Source organism: Pseudomonas sp. 50_B (genome assembly GCF_017491625.1).
GTDB lineage: Bacteria > Pseudomonadota > Gammaproteobacteria > Pseudomonadales > Pseudomonadaceae > Aquipseudomonas > Aquipseudomonas danubii.
The window spans coordinates 1-21,239 of record NZ_JAFGYX010000011.1 but is presented as its reverse complement, the minus strand read 5'-3'; the positions used below and the strand labels follow the sequence as shown (position 1 = coordinate 21,239).

Here is a 21,239-nt window from a genome sequence, read left to right as displayed (position 1 = left end):
ATTATATCTTCGTTGCTGGAGGTAGAAAGCCACCATTAGGTTTGGGGATGCTTCCTGATGCAATCATTTCAGACGTTATCGGTATTCCGGGATCAGAAGGCGCGCCTCCATAAATGGCTGCTCCGCTTTCACCACGCGGACCTCCTTGACCATAACTAGTAATTACGTTGCCCTGAGCCCCACCCTTACCATGAGTTACAACAATGTTCCCGTCTTTATGGAAGACTAAATTTCCATTTTTGGCTTGATATACGTTTTCTGGATTACTAAGAATATCCAACTCAGTATCATGCCCCAACCTCCCGTGATAGTCTTTTCCTCGTCGAATTTTCCCATTTGAGGCATTTTCTTTGATTTTCGCTGCGGCTTCTTTTGGGCATGTTGCCAGCCCCAGCGGATCAATCCAACTATTCGGATTATCCACATACCCCTGCGGCCGAGTCCCACCCCCCAGCCCCAGCGGGTCCGGACTCAAATACTGCGCAGTCTCCGGATCGTAGTACCGGTGCCGATTGTAGTGCAGGCCACTCTCTTCGTCGTAGTACTGACCCGGAAAGCGAATCGGGCAGGTGGTCTTGTTGATCGGCACCACATTGCTGCTGGCGAACTCGTCATTCGCGGCTTGCCACAGTCGCGCTTGCCCCCAGACGCTGGGGCTGTTGCTCCAGCCCAGTTGGCCGCTTTCGTCCAGTAGCTCTCTGGGCGTGCCGAGGTGGTCGGTGACGATGTACCAGAGTTTTTCGCCTTGCTGTTGCGCCAGCGGGGTGATGCCGCCCGGGGCGTAGCTCCAGCGGGTGGCGTGTTCGAAGGCGACGGTGCCGTCGGCGTAGATGGGCGCGGCTTCGAGCAGTTGTTCGCCGCTCCACAGGTATTCCTCGCCGATGATGTGTTGTTCGCTGTGGGCGTAGTGTGTGCCGCGTTTGTTGCTGCGGCTGAAGTTGAACTTGCGCGTGCGGCGACCAAAGGCGTCGTACTCGTAGCGCCAGTGTTCGTTGTTGGGGGTGTAGAGGTCGGTGAGGCGATTGTCGCTGTTCCAGCGGTATTGCCAGCGCTGGGGGCGGAAGCCGTGGCGGTCGACGATTTTTTCGGCCAGGCGGCCGCAGGCGTCGTAGCGGTAGCGGTTGGCCCCGGATTTGACCACGCGCCCGCCTTTTTGCTCGGCCTTGACGCCCATGCCCTTTGCGCTGTGGATCTGCCCTTCGCTGAGCAGGTTCAGGGCGTTGTCGTAGAGCCATTGCTGCGGCTGGCCCTGGCCCAGGTGGGCGGCGATCAGTTGCTGGTTGGCGTTGTAGCGGTATTGGCTCTGGCCCCAGCGGTTGTCGTCGATCTGGATCGGGTTGAAGGCTTTGTCGTAGCGGTGGTGGCGTTCGACAAAGGAGGTCGCTGCTGCGCCGGCCTTTTGCTCGGTCAGCAGGCTGAGGCTGTTGTAGTGCTGGTGCAGGTTGAAGCCGACGGCGCTAGTGCGCTGGATGTCGCGGCCCAGGGCGTCGCGGCTGATCTGCAGCGGTGCATGGCCGGCGATCAGCAGTTGCGCCAGGCCGCCATTGCGGTCGTGCTGCCACTGCACCTGGGGCAGGGCGGCGAAGGCTTCCTGGGCGTTGGCCTGTTCGGCGATGGCACCGGCTTGCTGGCCGATGGGCAGGCCGCTGGCGGGGTCGTACTGGTGTTCGATCAGGCGGCCATTGATGCGTTCGCTGAGCAGGCGGCCCACGGCGTCGCGTTGGTATTCGATACGGGCGCCCGGGCTGTTGACGCCGATCAGGTGTCCGACGTCGTTGTAGTTGAACTCGGTCTGTTCGCTCAGTTCGCCGTTGGCCCGGTAGTGAGCGATGCTCAGCAGGCGCGCACTGGCGATGTCGTAGTGGTAGGCCACGCGGGCGCCGTCGGCGCAGTGTTTTTCGCTGAGCCAACCGACGGCGTTGTAGCAATAGCGGGTGAGGGTGCCGGCGAAGTCGCGTTCGGCGATCAAGCGCCCGGCCTTGTCGTAGGCGTATTGATACACGTCGCCGACGCCATTGGTCAGGCGGGTCAAGCGGGTGAGTCTGTCGTAGTCCAGGGTCAGGCTTTGCCCGCCGGGGTAGGTGAGCTTCTCCAGCAGGTCGAAGGCGCTGTAGGCGTAGCGGGTGCGATGGCCTTCGCCGTCGATGAAGCGGGCCAGTCGGTGTTCGCTGTCGTAATCCCAGTGTTGTTCGGTGCCATCAGCCAGGGTCACGGCGCTGAGGGAGCCACGGGGATGGGCGTGCTGGCTGTGGTAGGCATAACGGGTGATATGCCCCAATGCGTCTTGCTGTTGGAGAGGGCGGCCCAGGGTGTCCAGCTGTACGCGGCTGATCTGGCCGTCCGGTTGCTGGATTTCGCTCAGGCGCTGTTTGCGGTCGTAGCGGTAAAGGGTCTGGGTGCCCTCCGGCCAGGTCTGGCTCAGCAACTCGCCATGGGCCCCGTGTTGGTAAGTGGTGGTACGCCCATCGGGGTCTTTGACGCTGCTGAGGTTGCCCTGGGCGTCGTACGCCATTTGCCAGGTGACACCGTCGGCGGCGACGTAGCGCGTCAGCAGGCCTTGGGCGTTGTAGTCAAAGGTGTGCCGGGTGCCGTCCGGGTTGATTTGGGTCAGCAGCTCGCCGAAGTCGCTGTAGCGGTAGGTGGTGGTGCGACCCAGAGGGTCGGTGGTGGCGACCTTGTTGGTGTATTCGTCCCACTCGGTGAGCCATTCATGGCCCAGCGCATCGATTTTGCGCACCACCAGGAAGTCGCTGTTGTAGTAGTGCCGGCTGCATCCGCCTTCAGCGTCGTGGTAGTCCGTGCAGCGGTTGGCCTCGTGGTACTCGAAGCGATCGGTGTAATGCCCGCTGTCGGCATGGGTGCGAATGACTCGCCCTTTGGCGTCGTAGGCAATGTGGAAATGGGTTTTGTCGGTGTCGTGCCACTGGGTCATGTGCCCGGCGTTGTTGTAGGCGTGATAAAGGGTGCCGAATTGATGGCTGGCGCAGTCGGTCAGCATGTTGTGTTGCGCATAGCGGCAACTGAGCAAGCGGCGCGGGTGTTGTTCGCCGTCGTGCAGGGTGATGCCTGTCAGCAGGCCTGTGCTGCTGAGCTCGATGTGCAACTGATAGCCGTCGCTGTGCTCGATACGCTGCAGCCGCTGCTGTGGATCGTAGATAAAGCGGATGCGGTTGCCGTTGCCGTCTTCGATAGCGGTCAGGGGGCGAGTGTGGTTCGGGCTGTGGGCAAAGCTCAGGGTCTGCTGGGTCGCGCGGTCATACAGGCGCAAGGTGCCGGAACGTTGGCCGCTGAGCAGGTAGCGACCGTTGCGCCGGTTGTGGGCCTGGACTTCGTCGTCCGGCGCCTCGTAGTCCAGGGTGCTGCCATCGACGGTGTGATAGGTAATGCGCAGGCGATCGAGCACCAGGTGCTGGGACCAGTCGTCGGCCCATTTAAACCCCAGTAACCCATGAAAACTGGCCCGCGAGCGATACAGGCGCGAGAGTTTCAGCGGGATGCTGCCGGGGATCTCCAGCACCGGCCAGGTTTGCAGGTAGTCACCGGTGGCGACATCCACCGGTTCGCCTTCCAGGCTGCATTTGCTGGTTTCGCAGTTCTTGCCGCTGTCGGAGGTTCTTCCGGTTTTTACCTCTTCTGCGCTGCCGTGCGCGGCGCCCTGGGGGCGGACATGAACGCCGTCGCCGCCGTGGGCCACGGTTTCTGTGCGGTTGGCGTTCTTCAGTGCCTTGGCCGCCTTAGCCGCCTCTGCCGCTTTGCCTGCCTTGAACAGCGTCCAGGGCAAGGTCAGGATCTCCACGCCCGCCCGGGTCACGGCCTCGATGTGATTGCCCTTGGACCAGGCATCGGTGACCGGTTTGACCAAGGCAGACCCCACGGCTTTGGCACCGTTGCTGATGCTTGTTCCGACAGTCCCCGGGGTGATATTGCCCAGGCGCATGTTCTCCGCGAGGATCTGCGCATCCAAGGCACGGCCGCGCAGACCGTCTGCGGTGTAGTTGCTCTGCAGGTTCTTGGCTTGCAGCTTGGCCCCGGTGTAGGCCAGTTCACCCAAGCCCATGACGGTGTCTTTGGCAAACCCGGTCACGCCACGGGTGACTTGCGCATCGGCGTCCGCCACCGCCGGAAAGTAATGGGCAATCAGCGGACCCATGGGCGTCGAGCCCAGCACCGCCCCTTGCTTGATGCTGGCGATGCCTTCATCGGCGCTTTTGTTCCAGCCGTCAAAATCGATGTACTTATCCAGCCCATCGATGTCGAGCTGCTGCTTCAGGGCTTCGCGCTCGGCCTCCAGTGCTTGCAGGCGTTCGCTGGTGCGTTCTCCGGGAGGGGCCAGGTCACTCGTCTCGCTGGCAACCGCATTGGCCGACTGGGCCGTCGTCACAATCTTGCCCAGGGTGCCGCCTACACCGGCGGCGTTGCAGTTGACCAGGCAGGCGCTGTCATGCCGGGCCAGCGGCAGGCCATTGACCTTGACGTTGCCGTGGCCCTCCAGCAGCTTGACGTTGCCCGCGCCCAGCGAGGTACCGGCCACCACGTGGGCGCCGGCATCGGCCTGGACCTGATTGAAGAGATCCCCCAGCCGATAGACCTTGGTGCCACGGGCCTTGACGTCGCTGGAAGCCAGCACCGGTTTGTCCAATGTCGCGAACGAGTCGAAAGCCACCACCACCGGTCCGACCCAGCAGAAATCCGGCACACTGCACACGGCTTGCCATTCACTGCTGTCATGGGCGACGTGGCGCTTGCTGCCCCCTTTGGCGGTGGCGGCCGCGTCCCTATCCACCGGCGCCGACTCGGCGGCTACCGCTTGAGTGGCGGCGACTTTTTGCGCGTCCAGCTCAGCTTTCAGCTGCTGCAACTCACTGAGCCTGCGCTCATCCATCAAGCGTTGTTCCGCTGCCGCATCATCGGCGCTGTCGGAGATCGTCAATCTGTCCGTCATGTTCAAGCCTTCCCTGGCAACGCGGCGGTGCCTACCAGCGCCATGGTTATCTGGCTGATACCCGCCGTCACGGGCAGGCGCCAGAGCAGCACGGCCTGGCGCTGGTCCAGGTCAAGGCGCAGGGTGTCGAGCACCGGCACGCTGACGAAGGGCTCAGCGTCCGTGCTTTCACACACCACCAGTGGTGCAACTCCGGGCAACCGCATGATGTAGTCGCCTTCGCTCAGGCAGCCCTTGAGCCGCATGCTCTCATCGCCGGTCAGATAGGGCACGGCCACCTGATCGGCCGGGGCGCTCTGGTAAATGCGTGGGTCGAAGTCGTCCGGCAGCAGTGGATAGCGTTCAGCGAGCCATTGCGCGTCCAGCGTGCCTTGCAAGTCCACGCGCGGCTGCCACCAGCGCGCCAGCGCGGTCAGGCCCACGGGCTGCAAACGCTGCGAGGGGGCTTTGTAGGGATGTGCTGGGTCTTCAATCTGAGGGGCGGGCAGGCTGTCCAACTGCGCGATCTGTGCTTCGATGCGTTGGCGCACCGAAGCCTCCGGGTGTTCAATTCAGCCGCGCTCGGCAGCCAGCCACAACCAGCGGTGTTGCTGGGGTAGCTGACGCTGGGAATCGGCGTCTGCCCGGGTGACGGCTCGGGGTCGTAGAAGCAGCCGCCAAACGCCAGGCGGTAATCCAGCGTGACCTTTTCCACCTTATCGGGGGCACCGAGCGTCCAGCCCATCAGCCCTTTGTGCACGGTGCGCGGACCATGGACCTGCAAGCTCTTGCGCACCGCTCCGACCTGCACCTCGACCGGCCAGTTCGTGCGCCACTGCCCCTCAGCACTGTGCACGCTGCCTTGCAGCAGCACATCGGTGCCGGGCTTGCCCAACAGCAGATCGCCTTCTTCGGCGATCACCGCCTGCAAGGGAAAAGTGGCTATCGGTCCATCGAAGCGATCGCCGAGGACAATCGCGCTCTGATCTGCACTCAAGGGCATGGCCAAGCCCTGCGCAAAATCAAAGGTGCCGCGAATCACCAGGATGTCCGTGGGCACGCCCGCCGGGGTGGTTTTTTCATACAGCAGGTGTGGCAGCCCGGTGTGGTTCTCGATATGGATGACGCCCATCACCAGCTACCGTCGATCAAGAGCGGCATGGCATCGGTCACATCCAGGCCTTTGAGCTGGGTGGTTTCGGCGTCCACCGGCAGGTTCGGCGCCGGTTGTGCGGTGCCGCTGTTGAGGTGCACGTCTGCGGGGGCATCGGCATTGACCGTGTTGCCTGCCACCAGATGAATGTCCGGTCCGTCGAGGTAGATCCCGGCATCGGTGATCACCACTTTCGAGCGTCCGACCTGCAAGGTGATGCTTTCACCGTCCAGCTTGATGCTCGATCCTGGTCCGCTGGCCTCCGGCGCAGGCTCCTCACCCGCAGGCGGTGCGGCACTTTGCACGCTGCCATCGCCGACCTTGAGGCTGTAGGACGTGCCCACCACCGTGCTCTGGCTACGGCCCACCTGGGTGCTCTGGTTGATCCCCACCAGGGTGTTCATGTGCAGGCCGACGTTCTGGCTGTAGACCGTGCCGATGTTCATCATCTTGGCCAGCCCGACGTTTTGCAGAGAGGCCAGGTTGATGGTCTCGGTCTTGAAGCAGTCGACATTGATCGACCAGTTGCGCTTGATGCGATCACGTTCGTGGCGGTCGATGGTCTTGGTGCGATCACGTCCGACCCAGTGGGTTTCGTCGTGTTCGACTTCGATGTTCTGATCCCTCTCCGCGTGGACGTAGATCTCTTCGGCGCCCTTTTTGTCCTCGATGCGCAACTCGTTGGAGCCATTGCCGCCCAGGCTGCTGCGGGTCTTGAACACGCTGCGGGTCTTGTTCGCCGGCAACGGATAAGGCACGGGCGTGTGCTGGTTCGGTACGCAGCCGGTCACCAGGGGCTGTTCGGGATCACCGCCGATAAAGCTCACCAGCACTTCCATGCCGATCCGCGGGATGATCACGTGGCCAAAGCCTTCACCGGCCCAACTGGTGGCCACCCGCACCCAGCAGCTGGAGAACTCGTTGCGCTCGCCTTCGCGGTCCCAATGAAACTGAATCTTTATCCGTGAGAATTCGTCACACCAGATTTCCTCACCGGCAGGGCCGGTCACCAGCGCGGTCTGGCTGCTCAGGCGGGGCTTGGGTGCGGGCTCTTGCGGCCGAAAGAAGGTGTCCCAGGGGATGGCGCTGAAGCGGTTGCGGTAACCCTGGGTAAAGCCGCCGTGGCGGTCGTCGCTGGTGACCGACTCTTCCAGCACCTGCGGTTGTCGACCCTCATGCTCAACGCTGACCAGCAGCCACATCTGGTTGTATTCACCGCGCGGATGCTCGCCGAGGGTGACCAGATGGCCGCAGCGAAAGCTCGACAGATCACTCTGCCCCTTGGCCAGCTGGTAATCGGCGCGATGGCCTTCAAGGGCGATCTGGCTCAGTTGTTGGCCCACCGCGCCTGCGCTGTAGCGGCCCGGATAGCGATAGTCCTCAAGGATTGGTAGCGCCTCGCTCTGTGCGCAGCTGTGCAGGGTGCTGGGCACCGGATCGAGCGGGGCGCCGCTGGAGGCGCTGCGCGGGTCGGGCTTTTTCAGGTTGTAGTCGCGGCGCACCACCTGGCTGGTGCGGGTGCTGAAACGCACCGCGAAATGGCTGACCACCGGGTCTTCGGCGGCCAGGCCACTGCTTTGCTGATAGCGCGCGGTGGCGAGGATCGGGTAGTTGGTCTGGTTGTCGGAAAATACCAGCAGGTGCTGGTCGAGGCTGTGTTCGTGCTGCCAGTGAATGCCGTCTTCGAAGCACAGGCGTTGCACAAACTGGAAATCCGTCTCCCCGTATTGCACGCAATACACCCTGGGTACTGAAGGCTTGGGAGCAATGTTGAAGCGGTATTGGTCGGCGAGGATGCCGTGTTCCTTGAGCACCTTGGCAATGATCTGCGGCACCGTCAGGTTCTGGTAGACCCTTTGGTTGTGGCGGTGCTGCAACTGATAAAGGTGAGGACGCAGGATCAGGTGATAGCGGGTCATGCGCTTGCCGCTGTCGCCGATTTCGATGTCGTCGATCAGGCCGTGGATGCCTTCACCCTTGAGGCCGAACTGCAGGAACGCCGGTTGGTTGAGCAGGCTTTCCAGATCGACGTTGGGGTTGTCCGAAACCAGCTCGATATGGATCGCATACAGCTCGCTGATGGCTTCGCGACCCTTGAAGGCCAGTACCTTGAAATCGTGGCGAACGGCGGGGATGGACAGCACGAAATGCGCAGTGTCGGCCGGCGCGAACATAGGCTCATCCTTAAGCGTGAGAGAGGCCAGACCCGCGCCGTACCTGGCCCGGGTGCAAAGTGGCGCTCAACCTAGCAAAGGGTGCGCAAAAACTAATATGGGATGAGTCTGGAAAGTCGCTTGAAATTTCCGGACCTGACTTTGCTGTCCGCAACCAGGAGTCAGGGATGGTTGAGCCACTCAGGTCATGACCCGGCTCAAGCTCACGGGTGGCTTGATTCGAAGAACGGACACCCGTTGACGAGCCCGCTGAACCCCGTCAGCCCAGACGTGCCGGGCGGCACGAGGCAAGCTCGGCAGAGCATTGGCCCAGCAGCAACTCCTGGCTGACCAGGCGGCCGACGGTGGGCGCCAGGGTCACCCCGGCATGCATCACCGCCAGGTACAGGCCCAGGTACTGCTGGCTCGGGCCAATGATCGGCAACTGATCACAGGGCATTGGGCGTAGACCTACCTCAACGCTGCGCAGGGCTATCTTCTCGGCGCCGCGGAACAGTCGGCGGATCGTGGTCATGGCTTGCTGCGCTATGGCCTCGGGCCCTTGAGGACCGCTGTCGTCGATGTAGTCTTCCGCCGCCAGCAGGCTGCCGTCCGCCGCTTCGCGAATCTCCAGCAGGCTGTTGGAAACCAGGGTCTTGACCAGGCCGCGCGGGGCATCGAAGCGGATCAGGATCGACGGCGAGGCCTGCACCGGCAGCTGGATTCCCAGGGGCGCCAACAGGGCAGGGGTGGCGCAGCCCGTCGCCAGGACGATGTGCTCGGCTAGGTAAGGCCCGGCCGCAGTGGTGATGCCGAGCACGCGCCGGCCCTCCACCAGCAACCCCTGTACCGGCGTCTGGGTCAGCACCCGGGCGCCGTGGGCCCGGGCCCCTTCGAGCAGCGTCTGGGTGGTGGCTACCGGGTCGAGGCTGCCTTCGCCGGGGGCGTACCGGGCTCGTTGCGGTAGTTCCTGCAGATTGGGTTCAAGCGCCCCGATCCGGTGACGGTCGATCCAATGGGCGGACGACATCGGCCCCTGGGTATCGGTGTCTGTCGAGTCCGGGCCGGTTTCGGCATAAGTCAGTGCTCCGGTCCATTGAATCTGCAACTGGGGCAACTCCTGCTGCAGGCGTCGATAGTCCGCCAGCGCCAGGGAGCGCAGCGGCCGAGCGGCTGCCGGGAACTCGCCGTGGGGGTTGATCCAGGCAAAGGAATGGCGGGTGACCCCGGAGCCGGGACTGGCTTGCTCGACCACCGTGACCTGCGCGCCCTGTCTGGCCAGGTGGTAGGCGATGGATGCACCGACAATGCCGGCACCGACCACAATCACGTTTGTAGGCTTCACACTGACCTCGTCTGCTGAAGGCCGTACCTTAGCCGGCCATTTGTTGTTCAAGCCATGTGTTTATTGTTCTGAAATTGCAAGCAGCGGGCCGCTGCCCATCTGGGCGGCGGCCCAGAGAGCCGATCGGCATCCCCATGCCTCATTGGGTTTTCAGCACCAGGCCTTGGGCTTGGGGCAGGGGGTTGCGCATCAATCGGCCCACCACCAGGGCCCCAAGCAGGGCGAGAATGCCTGCCACCGTCAGTACCAGCCCGAAGCCGCCGACAAAGGCTTGCTGGGCCAGGGGTTCAATCAGGGCGCGGGTGCTTTCCGGCAGGCTCGCCAAGGCACCCTGCATATCCCCGGCCACCACCCGCGAGGCGATGTCCGGCGCCTGGACCAGCCAAGGCCCGGGCACCTGGCTGAGGCTGCCTTGCAGTCGTTGCAGGGTATGGCTGGCCAACAGCGCACCGAACACGCCGATGGCCAGCATGATGGCGCTGAAGCGCATGGTGGTGCTCATGCCCGAGGCCATGCCGGTACGTTCCCGGGGCACGCAGGCCATGATGTTTTTCTGCGTGTCGCCGTTGAGCAGGCCGGCCCCGGCACCAGTCACGGCAATCGCCGCCGCGAAGCTCAGGTAGCCCCCGGCATGCACCGCCCAGGCACTGAGCAGGTTGCCGCAGCCCACCAGGGTCAGTCCGGCGGCCATCAGGGCGGCAGGGCTGTAGCGCCCGGCGAGACGGGCACCGATGCGTGGGCAGATCAGCATGGTCAGGGCAAAGGGCAGCATGCCCAGGCCTGAGGCAATGGCGGAGAAGCCCAGACCGTTCTGCAGGTAGAAGGGCAGCAGGGTCATCATCACCTGGGCACAGCCGGCGTAGGCGAACATGCCCAGCAGGGCGCCGATGAACCGCGGATGGCGAAACAGTTGCAGGTCGACCATGGGCCGGCGTTGCAGGCGCTCGATCAGCACGAACAGCCCCAGCAGCGCCACTCCGGCCAACAGGCGGGTGGAGGTGGCTGGGTGGCTCCAGCCGATGCGGTTGGCTTCGATCAGGCCCCAGATCAGGCACAGCAGGCTGGCGCTGAAGGCCAGGCTGCCCCAGGGGTCCAGGCGCGCCGCCTGGGTATCCCGGGATTCCGGTACGTTGCGCAGCACGCTCCACAGCAGCAGGGTGCCTACCGGCAGGTTGAAGTAGAAGATCCAGCGCCAGCCGAAGTACTCGGTGATCAAGCCGCCGACCGTGGGCGCGGCGGTCATGGCCATGCCCATGCAGGCTCCCCAGAAGGCCCAGGCCTTGGCCCGTTCCGCTTCGTCATGGAAGGTATGGCCGATGGAGGCCAGGGCCGAGGTTAGAAGCAGCGCCGCGCCCACGCCCTTGAGGGCCCGAGCGAGGTCCAGCAGCAGGGCGTTGGGGGCGGCGCCGCAGCCCAGGGAGGCGAGGATGAACAGGCCCAGGCCGCAGAGCAGGGTCCTCTTGCGTCCGAAGCGGTCCGCCAGGCTGCCCGCCGGCAGCAGCAGGGCGGCGAAGGCCAGCATGTAGGCACTGACCACCCATTCGATATCGGCGAAGTTGGCCCCCAGGTCGCGGGCGATGCTCGGCAGGGCCACGGCGACGATGTTGGTGTCCAGGACGATCAGCGAGCAGACCCCGGAAGCAGTCAGCAGGGTCAGGCGGGGATTGATGAGGCGGCTCATGACGCTGTCCGCCGACTGAGGATGGACAGTGCTTTCAGTTCGATGCTCGCCACCACCGGTACCCCGTCATCGAGGATGACCACTGCACAGGAGCAGCCTCTGGCCTGGGTGGTTTGCTGGCCGGCCTTGAGCGGGATTGGGGGGCTGTTCAAAGGCAGGATTGCTTTGTGGGCAACGTTGGCTTGGATCTCTGCGGCCACGGCGCTCTGCAGGCAGCAGCAGGCGATCATTGCCAGAATCAGGGGTTTGACGCGCATGGCAAAGGCTCTCTACTGTGAAGGTCCGCTCAGCTTATCCCGGCCTTTGTGGGTCTTTGTTAGCTGCTGGCGGTCAGTTCGTTACCTTTGAGCTAATGCCCTTTATGGAAATTCGTCACTTTCGCTACTTCCTGGCGGTGGCCCGGCAGCGCAATTTTACCCGCGCGGCCGAACAACTGGGGATTGCCCCGCCGACCTTGAGCCGACAGATCCAGGACATGGAGAAGACCCTCGGTACGCGGCTGTTTTTGCGACAGCAGCGCGAGGTCAGTCTGACCGAGGCCGGTGCCACTTTGCTCCTGGAGGCCGAAGCCACGGTGCGCCAGTTCGAGTTCGCCCAGCGCAACGCCCAGCGTGCCGGGCGCGGAGAGATCGGCCATATCGAGCTGGGCTACGTGGCCTCGGCGGTGTATTCCGGGTTGTTGCAGAAGCAGGTGCAGAGCTTCAGCCGCGACTGCCCGGACGTCAGCCTGAATGTGCGCGAGTGTCCGATGGCAACCCTGCCGGCGCGGATTGCCGACGGACGTCTGGACGTCGGCTACATTCGTTCGCCCATGACCCTGCCCGACGGCGTGGAGGCCATTCGCCTGGACGCCGAGGGGTTTGTCCTGGCGCTGTCCGCCGAGTCCTGGCTGTGCCGGCTGCCGCAGATCGCCTCCGAGCACCTGCTCAATGAAACCTTCATCCTTCCTGAGCAGATCAGCGGCACCTTGCAAGTGGCGGCCCAGGGGGCCTATGCCCCCAAGCTCGGTGCCCAGCCCGGCGGCCTGGTGGCGGTGCTGGCCCTGGTTTCCCTGGGGCAGGGCGTGGCGGTGGTGCCGGAATCGGTGGTGGGGCATTTGAGCCTGCCCCATGTGGTGTACCGGCCGATCGGCGGCAGTTCGGCGTCGTCCTGGCTGTCGCTGATTTACCGGCGTTTCGAGCAGGCGCCGGCGGTAGTGCGCTACATCGACCAGGTCAAGCGCGAGTACCGGCGTTCGGCCTGATACGGCATGTTCAGCACTGCGACCGGCGAGCATAATCCGCCGGGCTATTTCTCTTCCTTCAGGAGCTGCGTCCTTAATGATCGACCACCTTGACCACCTGGTACTGACTACCATCGATCCTCTGGCCGCCGAGGACTTTTACGTTCGGGTGCTAGGTATGCAACTGCAAACCTTTGCCGGCGGGCGCAAGGCCTTCAAGTACGGCCAGCAGAAGATCAACCTGCATGTGCGTGGCCAGGAGTTCGAACCCAAGGCCCACCTGCCGGTACCGGGAGCGCTGGACCTGTGCTTTATCGCCAGCGTGCCCCTGGAGCAGGTGATTGCCCATCTGCGCCGAGTCAACTGGCCGATCATCGAAGGCCCGGTGGCGCGCACCGGAGCCACGGGGCCGATCCGCTCGGTGTACCTGCGGGACCCGGACTTGAACCTCATCGAGATTGCCGAGCGGGTGTAGGCGGTTTGAGGGGGTGTCCCGGCTAAACTTTTGTAATGATTTCCCGCTGGGGAAAAGTGCCGCTGCCCCTGTAACCTCCAAGTCCGTTTTTTCACTCAGGACTTGCATGAACACGCTCTCGGAGCCCCCCAGTCGGCGCTCTTTCTTCGCTTTGCCCCATGACTTCTCGCGCCATCCGGCCCCATTGAGACGCAGACGCTCAGGCAGTCATTCTCCCGGCCGTACATCCCAGGCCTTTGCCACTTCCCGTACTGACCAGCCCGTCACCCAGGTTGCACCTGTCCTGCACCTTGGTGCTTCGTCGCGCCTGGCCGTTTGAATTTTCTGGAGAACTTGAGTCGTCGTTATGGAATGGATCGCAGACCCCACGGCCTGGCTTGGCCTTTTGACCCTGATTGTCCTGGAGCTGGTGCTGGGCATCGACAACCTGGTGTTTATCGCCATCCTCGCGGACAAGCTGCCGCCGGAGCAGCGTGACCGCGCACGCTTGATCGGCCTGTCCCTGGCACTGCTGATGCGTCTGGGCCTGCTGGCCAGCATTTCCTGGATGGTGACCCTGACCCAGCCGCTGTTCGAGGTGTTCGACAAGAGCTTTTCCGGCCGCGACCTGATCATGCTGTTCGGTGGTGTGTTCCTGTTGTTCAAGGCCACCATGGAGTTGCATGAGCGCCTGGAGGGGCATGTCAGCCAGCGGGCCGGCAGTGCAACCTACGCCTTGTTCTGGCCGATCGTGGCGCAGATTGTGGTGCTCGATGCGGTGTTCTCCCTGGACGCGGTGATTACCGCCGTGGGCATGGTGGAGCATCTGTCGGTGATGATGATCGCGGTGGTGGTTTCCATTGGTGTGATGATCGTCGCCAGCAAGCCGCTGACCCGTTTCGTCAACGAACACCCGACAGTGATCATGCTGTGCCTGGGCTTTTTGATGATGATCGGCTTCAGCCTGACCGCCGAAGGCCTGGGCTTCCATATTCCCAAGGGCTACCTGTACGCGGCCATCGGCTTCTCGATTCTGATCGAGGTGTTCAACCAGATCGCCCGGGCCCGCCGCAAGAAGTCCATGCAGGGCCTGCGCCCGATGCGTGAGCGCACGGCCTATGCGGTGATGCGCCTGCTGGGTGGCCGCAAGCTGGCAGCGGAAGAAGTGGGTGAGGAAATTGCCGATTTGCTGGAAGACGGTGATGCGCCGAGCAGCGAGCTGTTCGATCGCCGCGAACGGGTGATGATCAGCGGCGTACTGCAGTTGGCGGAACGGCCGATCCGCACGCTGATGACGGTGCGCGCCGAGGTCGACTCCATCGACCTCACGGACAGCCCGGAGAGCATCCGGACCAAGTTGATGCACTCGTCTTATTCGCGCCTGCCGCTGATTCGCGATGGTGCGGTGGATGAGCCGCTGGGCTTCGTGCACAAGAAGGAGTTGCTCAAGGAATACCTGGCCGGCAACGAGCCGAACCTTGAGCACCTGGCGCGCAAGACCATCAACCTGCTGGACAGTTTTTCGATCCTCAACGCCCTGGAACAGATGCGCAAGGCGTCGACCCACATCGCCTTCGTGATCAACGAGTTTGGCGACTTCATGGGCATCCTGACCATGACCGACATTCTCGAATCCATTGCCGGCGAGCTGCCGGATGCCAGCGAGGTCGAAGGGCCGGATGTGGTGGAAGACGAGGGTAGGTTCCTGGTCAATGGCGCCCTGAACCTGCCCCAGGTGCGCCAGCGTACCGGCTTTGGCGCCGAGCCTACCGAGGACTACCAGACCCTGGCCGGGCTGGTGATGAGCCTGCTGGACCGTCTGCCGGTCAAGGGCGACCGCCTGGAATGGGAGGGTTGGAATATTCAGGTGATGGCGGTGGAAGAGCGCCGCGTGACCCAGGTCCAGCTGTCTCGGCAGGTGCCTGCCTGACGGAAGTCCTGGAGTTGGCGCTGCAAGGTGCTATGCCGTTGCGCGGCTTGAGCGCAGAGGTTCAGGCCCAGGTTCATGCCCTGTCACGCAGGGCTTTTGCCTCCAGCCAGGTGTATAGGTGGCGAGCGATGCGTTCACTGGCATGGCCGTCGCCATAGGGGCTGTGTACTCGGCTCATGCGGGCATAGAGCTCGGTATCGTCCAGCAGTTCGCTGGCATGGTGCACGATGCGTTCGCGGTCGGTGCCCACCAGCAACGCGGTACCGCCCTCCAGCACCGCCGGCCTTTCGGTGACGTCCCGCAGTACCAGTAGCGGCTTGCCGATGGCCGGTGCTTCTTCCTGGATGCCGCCGGAGTCGCTGAGGATGAGGTGCGAGCGCCCCATCAGCCAGACGAAATGCTGATAGTCCTGAGGCGCTATCAGGTAGATGTTGGGCGTGTCCGAGAGCACGCCATGGACCGTGCTCTGCACCTGTGGATTGAGGTGCACGGGGTACACGAACTGCACGTCCGGGTAGCGCCGGGCCAAGGTCGCCACGGCTTCGCAGATATTGCGCAAACCGTCGCCGAAGTTCTCCCGGCGATGGCCGGTTATCAGCACCATGCGCCGCTGGTGTTCCAGCACCGCCAGGGGCGAATCGGCGGCGGGGCGCCACTGGGTCTGTTGCTGGTGATGCCGCATCCACAGCAGCGCATCGACCACCGTGTTGCCGGTGACCTCGATGGTGTCGGCGGGCACGTTTTCCCGCAGCAGGTTGGTCCGGGCCTCGGCGGTCGGAGCGAAGTGCAGGTCGGCGATAATCCCGGTCAGGCGCCGGTTGGCTTCCTCGGGCCAGGGCGCCCTGAGGTTGCCGGTACGCAGCCCGGCTTCGACATGGCCGATGGGCAACTGGCGGTGGAAAGCGGCGAGGGCGGCGATAAAGCTGGTGGTGGTATCGCCATGCACCAGGACGATGTCCGGTTGCAGGCGTTCGAAGGCGGTATCCAGATGGATCAGCAGTTGCTGCGAGAGGCCGTTGAGGGACTGGCCCTGGGTCATCACTTCCAGGTCTTTGTCGACTTGCAGCTCGAAGGAGTCCAGTACCTGTTTGAGCATGTCCCGATGCTGACCGGTGGAGCAAATGTGCAGTTGCAGACCTGGCCAGTGTTTTAGCACCCTGGCCAGTGGCGCCATCTTGATTGCTTCTGGGCGTGTACCGAAAACCATCACGACTTTAAAAGGCATGTTCCCCTCCTTGGGTGCGATGCAATCGGAACGAAGGTTGAATCAAAGCAGCGGGAACTGCGCTTGTCCAGCCAGGGCGTGTGGGACACATGCCTGGAGCTGGTGCTGGCGGCCAATGGCTCCAGGCGTTGAGTCGCATCAATGTGGCACAGGTTTTTGTACACGTCTGTTGCTGTCTGTATGCTCTCGGTCCGGCGAATGAAGTGATCTGCTCCGGGGCATCGGAGCGGATGCAATCCACCCTGTCTTGCCGCTCCCTATCATGCGGAGGCGGTCCGCTGGAGAAAATCAATCAATGTCCGGGCCGACTGTCAGGGTGCTGTTGCCGCGCAAGATCGATGGCTTGGTCGAAAGCCTGGTGCGCGCCTGCTTGGCCGAGGTTGCAGATCACCCCTGGGCGGGTAGGGGGGCGTTTTTTATTGAAGGCAGTCCCATGCTTTGCGCGCTGGGGGCCGATTATCCAGAGGAGCTGGCGGAATATGCCGGGCTGGCCGGGGAGCTTGGATGGCTCCCTGAAGGCATCCTGAGCCTGGCGGCCATGGATAAAGATCAGTTGGATCACCAACGACTAGGACAGGCGGCGCTGGCGTTGGTCCGTCGTCTGGATGGCGTGGTGGCCTTCTGCGCCAGTATCCATACCTACACTCGGGATGCCGAATTTCTGGCGGGGCTGGCGATCATCGAGCATGAGGGTGAGAGCATTTTCAGCGCCGCGGACTTTGCGGCTTGGTTGGGCCACCGGGATTTTCGACTGGTGAAATAGTCCACGGCCCCACTGCCACTTCCCCACCACCCGTCCTGGGCGCTGGCTTGACAGCGAAGGCGGCCGTGAGATCGCTTTCGCCGGCAAGCCGGCTCCTGCAAGGGAGAGGTCAGATCTTCTGCTGGTGCTCGGCGGCATGCATGCCGAGGTAGGCGCGAAGGTTGTCGTCGTTGATGCCCAGGGTGCCGAGAATCTGCGCCATGAAGCTCACCGGGGCGCTGCCCGGGGCGGTGATCACGCGCTGGTCCGCCACGGCGTGTGGCACATCCTCATAGTGCGCGGCGCCGGCATAACCCACCGCCAGCAGGTTGTCCGCCGAATTGGAGGTGTGCTTGAGGTTATCCATCACCCCGGCCCGGGCCAGTTCGCGGGTGCCGTCGCAGATGGCGGCGATCACGATCTGGCGCGCCTGGGCGGCGCGCAGCAGGTCGCCGATGTCCGGCGCCTTGTCGCTTTGCCAGACGCTCCCGCCGCAAACCATCAGCAGATCCACTTCATCCAGACGAATGTCTTCCAGCGCCAGGTCCGGGGTTACCCGCAGGCCGCCCATGGAGGTCACGATAGCGCCCTTGGGGGAAGCGTAACGGCAGTCGAAGCCATAGTAGCCACGGCCGGTGGCGTTGATCAGGGCGGTTTCCCAGTCGGCGAAGTTGTCGCAGATGATAGTGATGGCGCGGGTCATGGAGCTTCCTTGCTTGGGGCGATGAGCGGGTGGGGAGCGCCAGGGTAACCCGTTTTTGCCGGGTGCCTGGAGAAGCTTTTACAGCTCTGGCGACAATCGCCGGCAATTGTCGTTGGCCTTCAACCAGCGAGCTGCCTTAGGCTCTGTACGAAAAGTTTTGAGACGAAGGTCAGGCAAGGCGAAAACGGTCGAGGAAGCGGAGTTTACGGGGTGTAAATGAGCATTCCGAGACCGTTTTCAACGCAGCATCACCGAGTATCAAGGCTTTTCGTACAAAGCCTAGGATCCAGCACCTTGATTTCATTGAGCGCAGTGCAGGGCGGTTCGTCAGTGAACCCATCAAAGGAACTGAACATGTACAACTTTCTGAACGGAACCCCGGCTCAGTGCGGGTTGTTGACCGGCCTTCTTCTGGCGCTGTCCGGTTGCCAATCGGACTTGCCTGGTACCCCGCTGTCCAAGGACGAGCAGCAACGACAGCTGGAGACGCAGTTCTATGCCAACGCGGTGCAGCAGGTGCTGTACCGCGAAAGCCTCAGGGCCAATGCCGAGCAACTGATGGGCAGCGTGGAGCTGGTCATGCAGTTCGATCGGCAGAATCAGGTCATCGGTTGTGCGGCGCAGAGCAGCCCCTTGCCTGAAGCGCGGGCCTATCCCTACAACCCGAAACTGGGCGAGATGCTCGAGGGCGTCTGCTGGAACACCGTGTTCCCTCTGGCGCCCGCCGCCGCCTTTGAGCCTGATGGCGTGCTGGAGGTCAAAGGGACGTTGATGTTCCCTCGCTTGACCCTGGAAGGCGAGCAATTGAAGGGGTTTGCCTTCGATACCGCTCAATACGCCAAAGGCCATTTCTTCTGGACGCACACCCTGGCCCAGTTGCCGGTGGACAGCGTCGGAGTGGCCAGTTTTGAGGTCAAGGCCGATCCCCAGGGCCGGGTGCAGGAATGCTGGGTGAACCTGCGGGCGGTGCGCTACCGACCCGAGTCATTCAAGCCCGACAATCAATTGCGCAATCGCGTCACCCAACTGTGTGAGCAGTTGGACCTGCGGCAGATGCCGGGTTTTGCGGCCGAGCAGGGCCAGGCGCGGCCGATCCATGCCAGCGTGTTTTACACGCCGTGGAAAGGCGGGCCGAACAAGGCCGCGCAGCGTGTGCAGGCAAGCGGCGCTGAACCTTGAGTCTGGCTGGTGCGCATTGGTGATGCAGATTTTACTAAAGCTTCGGCTATTGGTTCGTTCAGTGATTGAGCCGACCCTTTCCGGGGCGCGGGGCGTGGCCCTTGCGCCCGGTCATTGATCAATGAGTTTCCCATTCATGTCATTAGCATTCTTGCGCACCTCGACCCTGGCCTTGCTGACTCCGGCCGTGCTGACCCTGGGCGCCTGCCAGAGCAAGACTCCGGAGCAGAGCGCCGCCCAGGCCCTGGAAACCCAGAAAAGCCTGGAATTCTCTGTCGCCATCAGCGAAGTGCTGAGGCGCAACATCATGGCCGCCAACCTTCAGGGCCTGAGTGGCGCGGTGGAGTTGCGGATCAAGCTCAATCGGCAGAACGAAGTGCTCGACTGCACGGTACGCCCCGGCAGCGGTGATGTTTCCCAGATCCTGGCCACCCCAACCCTGCTGTACCTGGCCCGACAGGTGTGCTGGAACACCCTGTTTCCTGCCGCCGCGCCTGAGGCCTTTGGCGATGGGAACGTCATCAAGGCGATTGCCAACCTGGAGTTTCCGCACCCCAGCCAATTGCCCAAGCGTGAGCGTCAGGCGTATCGGCTGAGTTCCAGCCTCTATCAGCAAAGCCGGTTCTTCTGGGAGCAGGCCGTCGTCGGGTCGGGCATCGACAGCATCGGCGTGGCCAGTTTCCACTACAGCGCCAATGCCCAGGGGCAGGTCCGGGAATGTCTGGTAAACCTGGAGCACAGCGCGTTCCGGCCGGAAGCGTTCAAGGCCGACGCCACCCTGCGCCAACGCTTGACCCAGCGCTGCCAGCAGCTGGATCTGCGGCAGATGCCGGGCTTTGTCAGTCAGCCCGACGGCCTGAGCCGCGGTGAGGTGCTGGTGGAATACATGCCGTGGCGCGGCGGCCCGGCACCGCACTGACGCCACGCCGTCCGGCAGGCACCTCCCCAGGTGCCTGGGCAAATAATTTCCCCCGGGCTATTTACATCCACGGCGTCATTCCCCATTATCCGCGCCGTCTAAGTTTCGCTGCTGACCAGACAATTCCAGCCACCAAAAGGGTGGTTGTTTTGTTGCGTCCAAGAAAAGCAGTTGAAAATGACCAAGACTCCTCTGAAAAGAATTCAGCACAAGCTCGCCCGTTCCGGGGTGGCCATCGAACGCCTGAATTCCAATTCCCTCTCCATTTCTTCGATCAATGACGCCGGGCTCAAGGTGGATCTGTTGCTGCCCGAAAGCTTTGCCATCGAAGAAAAAGCCGTCCTGCAACTGATGGATTTCGCCAAGGTGGCTCACCCCCATGGCGGCGAAGTGAAGTGCGCCTGCGCCACGCCGGACTTCCACACCGGCAGCCCGATTCCGGTGGGCAGCGTGATTGTCACCAGTCACGACATGGTGGTGCCGCAGGCCATCGGCACCGACATCAATTGCGGCATGCGCCTGCACAAGCTGGGGCTGAACTACGAGCAGTTCATGGCGCAGAAAGCCAAGTGGACCGCCCTGGTGCGCGGCGATCTGCTGGAGGGCACGCGCAACATTCCCACCAGTCCAATGGCCATGACCGCGCTGTTTCAGGCCGGGCTCGGGGATTTCTGGGCCCAGGTGCAGCAGCAGGACCCGATCGGGTTGTTTGCCGGGGCGGACTTCGCCCAGCTGCAACGTGAGCTGTCGGGTTTGCATGAGTCGTCGTTCGCCAGCGGCAGCGCCGACTACGCGCCGGAAGCCTTGCAGGATCGCTCGCGCAAAATCCTCCGCGACCCGGGCCTGGGTTCCCTGGGTGGCGGCAACCACTTTGTCGAGATCCAGGTGGTCACCGAACTGGTGGATCGTCAGGCCTGCTTTGCTCAGGGCCTGTCGGTGGGGCAGGTGGTGATGATGATCCACACCGGCTCGCGCGATGTGGGCTTCTATGTCGGGCGGCGCTGGATGGACAAGGCCAAGGCCCTGTGGCCGGCGGGGATCAAGCACCCTGATTCGAAGATCTTCGCCCTGTTTGGCGAGATGGCCGACGAGTACCTGCTGGCCATGCACAGCGCTGCCCACTACGCCGACGCCAACCGCGCGCTGATCGCCGAGATGGTGCGCCAGCGCACCCGGCAAGTGTTTGGTGCGGGCATCGAAGCACCGCTGATTGTCGATGTGCCGCACAACATCGTGCTGCGCGAAGAAGAGGGCAACGTGCATCGCAAAGGCGCGACACCGGCCTATGCCGGCCAGCCGCTGCTGATCCCGGGGAGCATGGGGCATGACTCCTACCTGCTCACCGGGCTGGGCAATGAGCGCTGGCTGCGTTCGGCCAGCCACGGCGCCGGGCGCTCGATGTCGCGCAGCGAGATTGTGTTCAAGGCCAAGAAGGACAAGGCATTCCTCGGCTTGCAGGGCGTGGAGTGCATCACCACCAAGGAAGAGCGGATGATCGAAGAGGCGCCAGGGGCCTACAAGGAAATTGGCCAGGTGATCCAGTCCCAGGTGGAAGAGGGCACGGTGTCGGTGATGGCGCGGTTTTCGCCGATTCTGACCTTCAAGGCGTAAG

Annotated in this window: 16 protein-coding genes; 7 read left to right on the top strand and 9 right to left on the bottom strand. The window is 63.1% G+C overall.

Annotated elements, in window-relative coordinates; translation table 11 throughout:
* Position 1: 1 nt before the first annotated feature.
* The 7 genes from J5M73_RS16780 to J5M73_RS16750 form a co-directional block, all read right to left on the bottom strand.
* Positions 2-4,942 (bottom strand): RHS repeat-associated core domain-containing protein, encoded by a 4,941-nt coding sequence (locus tag J5M73_RS16780; protein WP_102864910.1) that lies wholly within the window; start codon positions 4,940-4,942, stop codon positions 2-4.
* A 2-nt stretch (positions 4,943-4,944) separates the two neighbouring features.
* Positions 4,945-5,472, bottom strand: a complete 528-nt coding sequence (locus J5M73_RS32075; RefSeq protein WP_258009290.1) for a DUF2169 domain-containing protein — start codon at positions 5,470-5,472, stop codon at positions 4,945-4,947.
* Positions 5,355-6,053 carry a DUF2169 domain-containing protein gene (locus J5M73_RS32070; protein ID WP_102864912.1) on the bottom strand — a complete coding sequence of 233 codons (699 nt, stop codon included), beginning with the start codon at positions 6,051-6,053 and terminating at the stop codon, positions 5,355-5,357. The genes J5M73_RS32075 and J5M73_RS32070 overlap by 118 nt, the downstream gene beginning before the upstream one ends.
* A complete protein-coding gene (locus J5M73_RS16765; RefSeq protein WP_207815898.1) occupies positions 6,053-8,248 on the bottom strand; it encodes a type VI secretion system tip protein VgrG in 2,196 nt (731 codons plus the stop codon). Before J5M73_RS16765 ends, J5M73_RS32070 begins: the two co-directional genes overlap by 1 nt.
* 259 nt (positions 8,249-8,507) lie before the next feature.
* Positions 8,508-9,572: an FAD-dependent oxidoreductase gene (locus J5M73_RS16760; RefSeq protein WP_258009291.1), complete on the bottom strand. Its 1,065-nt coding sequence runs from the start codon at positions 9,570-9,572 to the stop codon at positions 8,508-8,510.
* A gap of 139 nt (positions 9,573-9,711) precedes the next feature.
* On the bottom strand, positions 9,712-11,253 hold the full coding sequence (locus J5M73_RS16755; RefSeq protein WP_207815897.1) for an MFS transporter: 1,542 nt from the start codon (positions 11,251-11,253) through the stop codon (positions 9,712-9,714).
* Positions 11,250-11,510, bottom strand: a complete 261-nt coding sequence (locus J5M73_RS16750; RefSeq protein WP_207166119.1) for a hypothetical protein — start codon at positions 11,508-11,510, stop codon at positions 11,250-11,252. The genes J5M73_RS16755 and J5M73_RS16750 overlap by 4 nt, the downstream gene beginning before the upstream one ends.
* Positions 11,511-11,614: 104 nt before the next feature.
* On the opposite strand from J5M73_RS16750, the gene J5M73_RS16745 reads away from it, so the two are divergent.
* From J5M73_RS16745 to J5M73_RS16735, 3 genes are all read left to right on the top strand, one after another.
* A complete protein-coding gene (locus J5M73_RS16745; protein WP_170004105.1) occupies positions 11,615-12,496 on the top strand; it encodes a LysR substrate-binding domain-containing protein in 882 nt (293 codons plus the stop codon).
* A gap of 76 nt (positions 12,497-12,572) precedes the next feature.
* Positions 12,573-12,950 (top strand): VOC family protein, encoded by a 378-nt coding sequence (locus J5M73_RS16740; RefSeq protein ID WP_102864918.1) that lies wholly within the window; start codon positions 12,573-12,575, stop codon positions 12,948-12,950.
* A gap of 346 nt (positions 12,951-13,296) precedes the next feature.
* Entirely contained in the window at positions 13,297-14,859 is a 1,563-nt protein-coding gene (locus tag J5M73_RS16735; protein WP_102864919.1) for a TerC family protein, read from the top strand.
* A 73-nt stretch (positions 14,860-14,932) separates the two neighbouring features.
* On the opposite strand, the gene wecB is transcribed toward J5M73_RS16735, so the two are convergent.
* The gene (wecB, locus tag J5M73_RS16730; protein ID WP_207815896.1) at positions 14,933-16,084 is read right to left on the bottom strand and encodes a UDP-N-acetylglucosamine 2-epimerase (non-hydrolyzing); all 1,152 of its coding nucleotides are present in this window, start codon (positions 16,082-16,084) and stop codon (positions 14,933-14,935) included.
* 295 nt (positions 16,085-16,379) lie between these two features.
* Here wecB and J5M73_RS16725 point away from each other — a divergent pair, with 295 nt between their 5' ends.
* Positions 16,380-16,847 (top strand): DUF6368 family protein, encoded by a 468-nt coding sequence (locus J5M73_RS16725; protein ID WP_207815895.1) that lies wholly within the window; start codon positions 16,380-16,382, stop codon positions 16,845-16,847.
* A gap of 109 nt (positions 16,848-16,956) precedes the next feature.
* Here the strand turns inward: J5M73_RS16725 and J5M73_RS16720 are convergent, their stop codons facing one another.
* Positions 16,957-17,529, bottom strand: coding sequence for a type 1 glutamine amidotransferase family protein (locus tag J5M73_RS16720; protein ID WP_207815894.1), 573 nt, complete (start codon positions 17,527-17,529; stop codon positions 16,957-16,959).
* A gap of 354 nt (positions 17,530-17,883) precedes the next feature.
* Between J5M73_RS16720 and J5M73_RS16715 the strand changes: the two genes are divergently transcribed.
* From J5M73_RS16715 to J5M73_RS16705, 3 genes are all read left to right on the top strand, one after another.
* Positions 17,884-18,708 carry a hypothetical protein gene (locus J5M73_RS16715; protein WP_207815893.1) on the top strand — a complete coding sequence of 275 codons (825 nt, stop codon included), beginning with the start codon at positions 17,884-17,886 and terminating at the stop codon, positions 18,706-18,708.
* A gap of 136 nt (positions 18,709-18,844) precedes the next feature.
* Positions 18,845-19,627 (top strand): hypothetical protein, encoded by a 783-nt coding sequence (locus tag J5M73_RS16710; RefSeq protein WP_207815892.1) that lies wholly within the window; start codon positions 18,845-18,847, stop codon positions 19,625-19,627.
* A gap of 177 nt (positions 19,628-19,804) precedes the next feature.
* Complete coding sequence (locus J5M73_RS16705; protein ID WP_207815890.1) at positions 19,805-21,238, top strand: RtcB family protein; 1,434 nt, start codon at positions 19,805-19,807, stop codon at positions 21,236-21,238.
* The last annotated feature ends 1 nt before the right edge of the window (position 21,239 follow it).